3 protein-coding genes are annotated in these 5992 nt (G+C 68.5%); all 3 read left to right on the top strand.

Translation table 11 applies throughout. The features are described from left to right. The first annotated feature begins 126 nt into the window (after positions 1-126). The 3 genes from ACF1A1_RS39230 (at position 127) to ACF1A1_RS39220 (ending at position 5377) form a co-directional block, all read left to right on the top strand. A complete protein-coding gene (locus tag ACF1A1_RS39230; RefSeq protein WP_392006969.1) occupies positions 127-972 on the top strand; it encodes a hypothetical protein in 846 nt (281 codons plus the stop codon). A gap of 292 nt (positions 973-1264) precedes the next feature. Then, a complete protein-coding gene (locus ACF1A1_RS39225) occupies positions 1265-4324 on the top strand; it encodes an FG-GAP-like repeat-containing protein (RefSeq protein WP_392006967.1) in 3060 nt (1019 codons plus the stop codon). Between the two features lie 564 nt (positions 4325-4888). Next, positions 4889-5377, top strand: a complete 489-nt coding sequence (locus ACF1A1_RS39220; protein ID WP_392006966.1) for a hypothetical protein — start codon at positions 4889-4891, stop codon at positions 5375-5377. Positions 5378-5992 lie beyond the last annotated feature (615 nt).

Raw genomic sequence — 5992 nt, 5'->3', positions numbered from 1 at the left:
AGCGACCACAGTTCGTCCGAGACGATCCACGGCCGTGACTCCCTCTTCCCCACGACAAACCAACGAGCAACCAGGACGACAGTCACATGATCAACTAGGACCTCTTACAGCCCGTACACCCAGCGGATGTACTTCGAGTACCCGCTGTCGTCGATCCACGGCAAGAAGGTCCTGGACGCGACGATGGAGGTGTACCAGGTGTGGACGTTCACCTGTGAACCACACTGGTACGACCTGAGCCGCGTGGAGAAGGGCATCTCCTCCAGCACCACCTGGTCGACCAGGCCCGCCGCAGTGGATCTGATGGGCGACCGGAGCGTGGCCTATGGGCGCGGTGCCCTGTGCGATCCGTCGCAGCCGGCGAACTGGGTGCGCTTCAGCGACAACACAGGCGAAGAGACGAACGAGAATCTGACGACGACTCTCGCGTCCTACGCCTCGAGCAAAAAGGCTGAGATCACCTTCTCGCTGACCGCGCACGACGAGTCCGACGCCGGCGCCTGGGCGCGGTTCCGCAACGATGCGAAGCTGTCGGTTACGTACGTCTCATACCCGTCCACGCCGACCGAGGCGCAGGTCCAGGCCGGCACCACTGGCAAGGCGTGCGGGACTTCCACTGTGCCCCAGGTCACCAGCGACACCACCCCGAAGGTGTATGGCACGGTGCAGTCGGTGGACGGATCGCAGGCGCGACTGCGTGCGATGTTCGAGATCTGGAAGGCGGAAGGCTCCAGCCGCGCCTGGTGGGCGAACTCTCCCGACGGCGCCTGGGTGGCGGACAACGCGGTGCGTGACGCCACGTCCTCCGCGCTCGCTCCGCAGACGGACTACAAACTGCGGGCCAAGACACAGGCCTACTACATGACCGATCGGGGCGTGACAGGCGTTCTGGACTCTGCCTGGTCCACGTGGTGCTACTTCCGAGTCGACACCGATTCCCCACCACCTCCGATCGCTGTGGTCACCCCATGAGAGCAACCCCAGCCCCGCCCCACCCCTACACCAGGACATCAACACCCCGATTCCGCTGGCGCCCACCCACTGCCACCCCACCACCCACTCACATTCGGCTGCGTCCGTCATTCCGTTACTCGGAAGCTGTGCGCTGCTTGTAAGATCAGCTTCTTTTCAGGAGGCGGGTGCGACGGCCGGGGGGCCAGGGGCACCGGAGTTGACGGTGTGGGTTCCGCCTCGCGTCCCGGGGAGGGTCTTCTTGTCTCGTCATACCTCCGCCCGCCTGCGTCTCCTCGCAGCGTGTGCGGTCGTGTCCTTGCCGTTGGCTGTCGGTCCGGCCGCCGGGACCGCGTCGGCGGACCCCGGGGCGTTCACCGAGACCACGATCCCCGCGACCATGCGCGTCACACCGGGCATGGGCTCTGTCGCGACCGTCGGACCGTCGGGATTCCTGCACCTGTCCACGAGCGGTGTCTACGCACTGGAGTGGACGGGCACCGACGGTACGACCCGAAAGCTCGCGGGAACGCGGACGGTCGACCCCTTGGAGTACTACGGGGCCGCGTCGGACGTTGTGGCGCTGCCGCCCAGTGGCGGCACCGGCGACGTACAGCTGCGCAACATGGTCACGGACGAGACCACGAGGGTCACCGTGCCTGCCGGCCAGAAGTACAACAGGACGATCGGGACCACGGTCGTGACGAGGGGTGGAACCAGCACCGACGGCACCTGGACCGAGTTCCATCTGCTGACCGCCGAGAACGGCACCACGGTCGACCGCGCTGTGACGGGCATTCCGGAAGGGGCTTCCTTCCTCTTTGCCCTGCGGGCCGGCGTCCACGGGTTCCTCTCGTTGGCACGTGTCCCCGGAGAATCTGCCGCCCAGTACTTCTGGATCGACGTCGACACCGCGCAAGCCACGTTTCTGCCGCAAGGCACGGTGTACGCCAAGTCCGCGGTGACGGCCCATCACCTGGTCACCCCCCAGGCCGGTGGCGTACGGATCTACGAGCAGGGCCGGTTCGACACACCCGTCCGCGAGATGTCGGTCAGCCTGGCGGACTCCAAGGTCATCGGTGTTGTCGGCGACGCGCTGATCGTCGCCCGCCACGACGCCTCGCTCGGTAACTACGTCGCCGGCGGGTCCCATTACAAAGTGGTGGCCGTCCCGTTCGACGGTTCCGCCGAGCGCACCCTGCTCTCGCGCGCGGCGGCGGATCGTGTCGCGATCCGGCCGGACGGCGGCGTCCAGGTCGTCGGCGGTCAGTCCGCGCAGGACTACGGCTACCAGGCCATCACGGCCGGGGCGGACGGCGTGCCGTACGCGACGCTCGCGGTCCGCATCCCGCCGGTTCCGATGAAGCTGCAGCGGCTGACGGTGGTTCACGGCACAGTCAGGACCCTGGAGTACGGCGATCGACTCACGTCCGCGTACGAGCGCCCGCTCGCGGAAGCCGCACCCGGATACGGCGAGCGCGTACGGATCGGCAGCCTGTCCGGCCTGTACAACACGTGCGGCGTCGATCTGCTGTGCCCCGAACTGTATGCCACCGGGGACGGCCGGACCGTCTACCGCGGATCCGTGACCACGGACAGCGGCTTTCAGTCCCAACTGTTCGTCGTGGGCAAGGACGGTACGTTCCCCGGCACCCCGCTCGACACGGGACTCCAGAACTCCTACGGCGGCGGTGTGATCGTTGGGGTGTCCGGGAACATGCTGCTGGTCGACGGGACCCCCGTGGGCGGCAGCCTCCGGGAACTGCGGGTCGTCGACATCGACTCCGGGAAGGTCGTGCACAAGGAGCCCTATCGGGAGGGTGCGTTCTGGGGGACCACGATGTGGTCCGTGGCCACGGGCGGCACGGTGACGGCCAAGGACGCGCGCACGGGGACCTCGCTGACGTCCTTCGCGGTCGACACCGGGTGCACCTCCATGATCGATCTCCAGGCCGTCGGCCGCTGGCTGTACTGGAAGTGCAGCGCCGGCACCGCTCCGTACACCAGGGCAGGCGTCTACGATCTCCAGTCCCGCAAGAGCATTCCGCTCGCGTCCACCGGAGAGGCGTTCCTCGGCGACGGCGTCGTGGCCGTCCGCGGTGGCGAGCGGGGTCTGGGCCTCTACGACCTGCACTCCGGGTCGGCCGTCCAGCAGTGGGCGACCGAGACCGCGGGGCTCGTGGCACTCGACCCGCGCACCGGCGACCTCGCCTACTCCACACTCGATCAGGCCGTCCATATCCTGCACACCGGCCGGCCCGCGGCGGCCCTGGTCTCGCCCTACCGGCATGTCACCTCGCGGGTGGAGACGGACGCGACCCCGATCTCCTGGAACGGGCAGTGGTGGCTGTCCGAGCCGGCGGCCTCCTGGAAGGTGGAGATCCGACACAGTGCCACGGGCCGCGTGGTGGCCACGCGCGCCGGTGGAGCGGCCGAGTACTCGATCGCCACGACCTGGGACGGCCGTGACGCGACCGGCGGACTGCTTCCCAACGGCTCGTACACCTGGACGCTGACGGCCCAGCCGACGGATGGACAGGGCGCGGCGCTGGTGCAGTCCGGCACGGTCCGACTGACGGGCGGCACGGCGGTGTGGCGGGATCACGCCGGGGCCTCGTCGCTGCCCGACGGCGTCGGCGATCTCCTGACGATGGACTCCACGGGGGTGCTCACCTTCCAACAGGGAGACGGGGCCGGGAAGTTCTCCGGGAAGGTATCGGGGAGCGGATGGTCCACGTCGGTCAGGGCGGTGTCCATCGGCGACCTCAGCGGCGACCGGTGCAACGACGTCCTCGTCCGGCTGAGCACCGGCGCCCTGCGCCTGTACAAGCCCGCGTGCGGGGCGGCACTGAAGCCGACGACGCCGTACACGACGGTCGGGGCGAGCGGCTTCAACCAGTTCGACGTCCTGACCTCCCCCGGTGACGTGACCAAGGACGGCCGCCCCGACCTGATCGCCCGCAACCCCTCCACCGGCAAGGTCTACCTGTACAAGGGCACCAGCACCGGCAAGCTCGCCGCCCCCGTGAAGCTCTACGACAACTGGAAGTCCTACAAGAAGATCATCGGCGTCGGTGACCTCAACGGTGACGGCATCGGCGATCTTCTCGCGCAGGACACCTCCAACAACCTCTACCGGTACATCGGCAGGGGCAACGGCACCTTCTCCGCCCGCGTGAAGCTCTTCGCCAGCTGGGGCGGGACCTACAACGCGGTCGTCGGCGTCGGGGACATCACCGGTGACGGCAAGGCCGACCTCGTCGCCCGCGACACCGGCGGCACCCTGTACCGGCAGAACGGCACCGGTACCGGCACCTTCGGCGCCCGCATCAAGATCGGCGCCGCGTGGCAGAACTACAAGGGCCTCTTCTAGCGGCCGGCCCGTCCGTCGCCGGGCTGCCGGCGGCGGACGCCGGACCCGCAGAGAACGCCAAACTGGTCCATCATGGTCATGCCGGGCCCGGAGGCCAGCGGTCCCCCTGCAGGACCGCGAAGAACATAACGAGGGGTGGCGCAGCTCAGGTTGTTCGCGATGCGGGGGCTGACGGTGCTGGGGAATCGAGCCGGGTGATGAGGGTACGGCTGACCCGCTGGAGTTCTTCGTCGTGGTCGATGCTCTGGAATCTGCCGCCGCGCCGGGGCTGGGCCAGTTGCTCGCGGAGCAGGGGCAGGGCCGGTGCCGCGAGGGGCCCATGCGGTCCAGGCAGGTCACGACGTGGTTGGCCGTCGCAGGGTTCTTGGCCATGGCCTGCAGCAGGGCGTCCAGGACGGCCGGTGCCTCGGCGTCGCCGCCGATCTCCCAGAGCGCGGCCGCGCAATGCACCCGAACCCATTCGTAGTCGTGCGTCAGGAGGTTGCGCAGGCGTGGCAAGGCGACGGAGGCGGGCGGGCCGATTTCGCCGAGCAGATCAGCCGCGTCACTGATCCGGAAGGTGATGTGGAACAGCTGGTACTGGCGGTCACCCGTGCCTTCTTCCGGGACGCGACCGCCGAGATCGAACAGGCGGTCCAGGCCGAGCCCGACGCCAGGCAGCGCATCCGGGTCTACCTCACCGGCGTCGGCACCGCCATGCGCCGCCACTCCAACGCCTTCTACGACGACATGGTCGGCTACGAACCGACCGCACAGATCTACCGCAAGAACTCCGCCGCCGCCGCGCACCGAGTCCACGAACTCATCGAGGAGGGCGTGCAGACCGGCGTCTTCCGCGCACTCAACGGCCACTTCGCCGCCCACGTCGTGGCGGTCACCATCGACCCGGTCCAGTCGGGGGTCCACCTGGAGAGGACCGGCCTGACCGCCGGCGACGCCTTCTCCGAGCTCGGGGACCTCCTGCTGGACGGGCTCAGCTCGGGACAGGGCGCATCCGCGCCTCCTTCCACAGCTGGCCGCTCACACAGGGGCCAGGTCTCGACACCCAGGTAAAGCGCTGAGAAGAGGGGTGCACTTCGCGGATCGTCTCTGACCGAGAGCACGACAGGTGCGACGCCTGCGCCCCTCTGGATACATGCGTCGGGCTCTCGCCAGAGAGGCGAGGGTCAAGACGCCGTCTCGCGCGAGCGGTACACCCCTCCCCCGTCGACGCGGGCCAGGTAGTGCTGCGCTCCAGCGCGGCACAGAAATGGGGCCGTCGTTTCCATAGGTCGTGGCCGGGGCCGTGCAGCTGCCGGACGCGACCTCGTTGGACGGCGTTATGTGACCTGTAGGCGTGTCTCAGCCCGTTGATGTCTCACGCTCCCCAGACTGTCGTCCCACCGCATCGCCTGCTGAAGGCGAAGGTGGGCGGCCTCCGGGCAGTACAGCCGGGCGGCCGCTTCATCGCTCCAGTACCCGCCGCCCCAGCGTTGGCGACTCACCAAGCAGGGGCAGACGGACGCACGGTGTTGTAGTGGCCGGCCAGCTGGCGGCGCATCTCGGTGTCGGCCTCGCCGTCGCCCCCGGCACCCGGGCCCTGACCCCGAGTCCTGGACACGGGTTATGCGGCTGGTGTCAGCGTAGTTGATGTTGTTTCGGAAGCTGTCTCGTAAGCGATCGGGCTGC

It is taken from the genome of Streptomyces sp. NPDC014995, from assembly GCF_043080745.1.
Taxonomy (GTDB): domain Bacteria; phylum Actinomycetota; class Actinomycetes; order Streptomycetales; family Streptomycetaceae; genus Streptomyces.
Note: the sequence above shows the minus strand (reverse complement) of the source record. Positions and strands in the feature narration are given on the sequence as shown.